Source organism: Citricoccus sp., assembly GCF_035445025.1.
Classification (GTDB): domain Bacteria; phylum Actinomycetota; class Actinomycetes; order Actinomycetales; family Micrococcaceae; genus Citricoccus.
In genome coordinates this window covers 1-4,227 of sequence record NZ_DAOMPX010000111.1, presented here as the reverse complement: position 1 = coordinate 4,227, position 4,227 = coordinate 1, and the positions used below count along the sequence as shown (strand labels likewise).

The 4,227-nt window shown below is 74.5% G+C and carries 3 protein-coding genes; all 3 read right to left on the bottom strand.

Translation table 11 applies throughout. The features are described 5' to 3' along the window. Nucleotides 1–1,301 (bottom strand): histidine ammonia-lyase (gene hutH / locus PLJ28_RS15070; RefSeq protein WP_324590360.1); only part of this gene is annotated, 1,301 nt, incomplete at its 3' end. Beyond that, nucleotides 1,298–2,488, bottom strand: a complete 1,191-nt coding sequence (gene hutI, locus PLJ28_RS15065) for an imidazolonepropionase (protein ID WP_183528646.1) — start codon at nucleotides 2,486–2,488, stop codon at nucleotides 1,298–1,300. The genes hutH and hutI, both read right to left, overlap by 4 nt. Beyond that, entirely contained in the window at nucleotides 2,488–4,212 is a 1,725-nt protein-coding gene (gene hutU, locus PLJ28_RS15060; protein ID WP_324590359.1) for a urocanate hydratase, read from the bottom strand. The genes hutI and hutU overlap by 1 nt, the downstream gene beginning before the upstream one ends. Between the last annotated feature and the right edge of the window lie 15 nt (nucleotides 4,213–4,227).

Sequence of the window (4,227 nt, the reverse complement as noted above, 5' to 3'; positions counted from 1 at the left end):
AGGGCGGTGCGCAGCTTCCGCCCGGCGTGCCAGCCCATGGACGCGTGGTCCTCCTGCATCGCCGAGCTGGGGATCGAGTCCACGCTGGCCGGCACCGCCAGCCGCTTGGTCTCGGCGACCATCGCCGCCTGCGTGTAGTGGGCGATCATCAGCCCCGAGTCCACGCCCGGGTCGTCCGCCAGGAACGGTGGCAGGCCCTGGTTCCGGGCGACGTCCATCAGCCGGTCCGTGCGCCGCTCGGTAATCGAGGCCACGTCGGCCACCACGATGGCCAGGAAGTCCAGGGCGTGGGCCAGCGGGGCGCCGTGGAAGTTCCCGTTCGAGGAGACGGACCCGTCGTCGAGCACCACCGGGTTGTCGATCGCGGCGCGGAGCTCGCGCCCGGCCACCTGCTCGGCGAAGGCCAGGGTGTCCCGGGCGGCGCCGGTCACCTGCGGGGCGCAGCGCAGCGAATACGCGTCCTGCACCAGGTGGTCCGAGTCCCGGTGCGAGGCCACGATGGCCGAACCCCTCAGGGCGGCGAACATGTTGGCCCCGCTGGTGGTCTGGCCGTCATAGGGGCGCAGGGGTCCCAGCACCTCCGGCCGGAACACCTGGTCGGTACCCAGCAACGCCTCCACGCTCGCCGCGGCGGAGAGGTCCGCCACCGTCAGCAGGTTCTCCAGGTCGTCCAGCGCCAGGACCAGCATGCCCAGCATCCCGTCCGTGCCGTTGACCAGCGCCAGGCCCTCCTTCTCCTCGAGCCGCACCGGGGTGATCCCGGCGGCCGCCAGGGCGCCGGCGGCAGGGACGGGCCGGTCCTCGGCGTCCAGGACCTCGCCCTCTCCGGTCAGCACCAGGGCGCACGCCGCGAGCGGCGCCAGGTCCCCCGAGCACCCGAGAGAGCCGTACTCGCGGACCACCGGGGTGATCCCGGCGTTGAGGACCGCCACGTAACCGGTCAGCGTCCCGGGCCGCACGCCGGTCCGGCCCGTGGCCATGGTGCGGGCCCGCAACAGCATCAGCGCGCGGACCACCTCGCGTTCCACCGGCCGGCCCATCCCGGCGGCGTGCGAGCGGACGAGGGACCGCTGCATACGACTGCGCAGCGCACCGGGGATGTGCCGCTGGGCCAGGGCGCCGAACCCGGTGGAGACCCCGTACACGGGGCGTGCGGCCCCGGCGAGCCGGTCGACGTGTTGCCGGGTCGCCCGGACCCGGTCGAGCGTGGCGGCGCTGATCGTCACCGGCGCCCCGAACCGGGCCACGGCGACGACGTCGCGCAGGCTCAGGGCGTCCGGGTCCAGCTCGATCGGTGTCACGGCCAGTCCTGCCCCGCGATCAGGCGACCGCCCCGGTACACCCGCCGGACGAGGTCGACCCCGGGCCGGTAGGCCAGGTACCGGTGGCTGGGCGCGTCCAGGACGATGAAGTCGGCGCGGGCGCCGGCGGTGAGCCGGCCGACGTCGGGCCGGCGCAGCGCGGCCGCTCCCCCGGCGGTGGCGGCCCACACCGCCTGGTCCACGGTGAAGTGCATGTCCCGCACGGCCACCGCGATGCAGAAGGGCATGCTGCTGGTGAAGCTCGAACCGGGGTTGCAGTCGGTGGCCAGGGCGAGGGTGACCCCAGCGGTGAGGTAGCGGCGGGCGTCCGGGTAGGGCTGTCGGGTGCAGAACTCGGCGCCGGGTAGCAGGGTCACCACGGTGCCGGCGCCGGCCAGCGCGGCCAGGTCGGCCTCGGAGGCGAACGTGGCGTGATCGGCGGAGGCACAGCCCAGGCGCGCGGCGAGCTGCAGCGCCCCGCCGGCGGTGAGCTGGTTCGCGTGCAGCCGCGGCATCATCCCGTGCTCCCGGCCGGCCGTGAGGACGCGAGCGCACTGCTCCACGGTGAAGGCCCCCTCCTCGCAGAACGCGTCGACCCACCGGGCCCGTCCGGCCGCCGCCGGGATGATCCGCTCGACCACCAGGTCGACGTAGCCCTCGGGATCGTCGCGGTACTCCGGCGGGACCACGTGGGCGGCCAGCAGGGTGGCGTCCTCCGTGTGCCGGTTGATGATGTCCAGGGCGCGCAGTTCCTCCTCGAGGCTCAGCCCGTACCCGGTCTTGACCTCCACCGTGGTGGTGCCGGAGCGCTCGGCCTGCCGGAGCAGGCGGACGAGGTTCTCCTCGAGCTCTGCCGTGCCAGCAGCGCGGGTGGCGGCCACCGTGGCGGTGATGCCACCGGCCGTGTAGGGCTGTCCGGCCATGCGGGCGGCGAACTCCGCCGAGCGGTCCCCGGCGAACACGAGGTGGGTGTGGCTGTCGACGAACCCCGGCAGGACCGCACCGCCGCCGGCGCTGATGCCCTCCTCGGCCAGTGCCGCCTCGATCGGGGCCTCGGCGGCCGGACCGGCCCAGCGGACCCGGCCGTCCTCGAGGAGCAGGGTGGCGTCGGCGACGACGCCCAGCAGGCCGGGGGCGCCGGCGTCGTTGGTCACCAGCTCGGCGATGTCCGTCACGACGGTGCGCATCAGGTCCCGTTCCCACCGGGCTTCCCGGGCCGGACGGGTGCATCGGGTTCCTCGGCCATCGGGATCCGCACCCCGCGCTCGGCGGCGACCTCCCGCGCCCGGTCGTAGCCGGCGTCCACGTGGCGCATCACGCCCGTGGCGGGGTCGTTCGTCAGGAGCCGTTCCAGCTTCCGGGCGGCCAGCTCGGTGCCGTCGGCCACGCAGACCTGGCCGGCGTGGATCGAGCGCCCCATCCCCACGCCGCCGCCCTGGTGGATGGACACCCAGGTGGCGCCCGAGGAGGTGTTGACGAGGGCGTTGAGCAGCGGCCAGTCGGCCACGGCGTCGGTGCCGTCGAGCATCCCCTCGGTCTCCCGGTAGGGGCTGGCCACCGACCCGGAGTCGAGGTGGTCGCGGCCGATGACGATCGGGGCCGAGACCCTGCCCTCGGCCACGAGGCGGTTGAACAGCAGCCCGGCCCGGGCCCGCTCGCCGTAGCCCAGCCAGCAGATCCGGGCGGGCAGCCCCTGGAACTCGACGTGCTCGGCGGCGGCTCGCAACCACCGGTGCAGGTCCGCGTGGTCCGGGAACAGCTCCATCAGGGCACGGTCCATGACGGCAATGTCGGCCGGGTCGCCGGACAGCGCCACCCACCGGAATGGGCCGCGCCCCTCGCAGAACTGCGGGCGGATATAGGCCTTCACGAAGCCGGGGAAGTCGAAGGCGCGCTCGTACCCGGCCGTGCGGGCCTCGTCGCGGATCGAGTTGCCGTAGTCGAAGACCTCCGCGCCGCGGTCGGCGAACCCGACCATCGCCTCCACGTGCCGGGCCATCGACTCGCGCGCCCGCCGGGTGAACTTCTCCGCGTCCTGCGCGGCCTCGGCCCGCCAGGAGTCGATGTCCACACCCACCGGCAGGTAGGACAGCGGGTCGTGGGCGGAGGTCTGGTCGGTGACCACGTCGGCCGGGAGCCTCCGGTCCAGCAGCTCGGGCAGGGCCTCGGCCGCGTTGCCGACCAGCCCGACGGACAGGGCTCGCCCCTCCGCCCGGGCGGCCAGGACCCGGTGCACGGCGGTGTCCAGGTCCGGGGCGACCTCGTCCAGGTAGCGCTGGTCCCGGCGGCGCCGCAGCCGGGCCGCGTCGACGTCGACGATGAGGCAGGCTCCCCCGTTGAGGGTCACGGCCAGCGGTTGCGCCCCGCCCATCCCGCCGCAGCCGGCGGTGAGGGTCAGGGTGCCCGCCAGCGTCCCGCCGAAGCGCTTGCGGGCGACGGCGGCGAAGGTCTCGAAGGTGCCCTGCAGGATGCCCTGGGTGCCGATGTAGATCCAGGACCCGGCCGTCATCTGGCCGTACATCATCAGCCCCTCGGCCTCGAGGGCCCGGAAGTGCTCCCACGTGGCCCAGTCCCCGACGAGGTTGGAGTTGGCGATGAGCACCCGCGGGGCCCATTCGTGGGTGGTGAGCACCCCGACCGGCTTGCCCGACTGGACGAGCAGGGTCTCGTCGGCTCCGAGGGTGTCGAGCGTGCGCACGATCGCGTCGAAGGCCTCCCAGGACCGCGCGGCCCGGCCCGTTCCGCCGTAGACGACCAGGTCCTCCGGGCGCTCGGCCACCTCGGGGTCCAGGTTGTTCATGAGCATCCGCTTGGCCGCCTCGGTCTGCCAGGACCGGGCGGTGATCTGCGGCCCGCGCGGGGCGCGTACGACCCGCGGGCCCGACGCCGGCGGCGTGTGATGGGTGGCCACGGCTCCTCCTCGGGG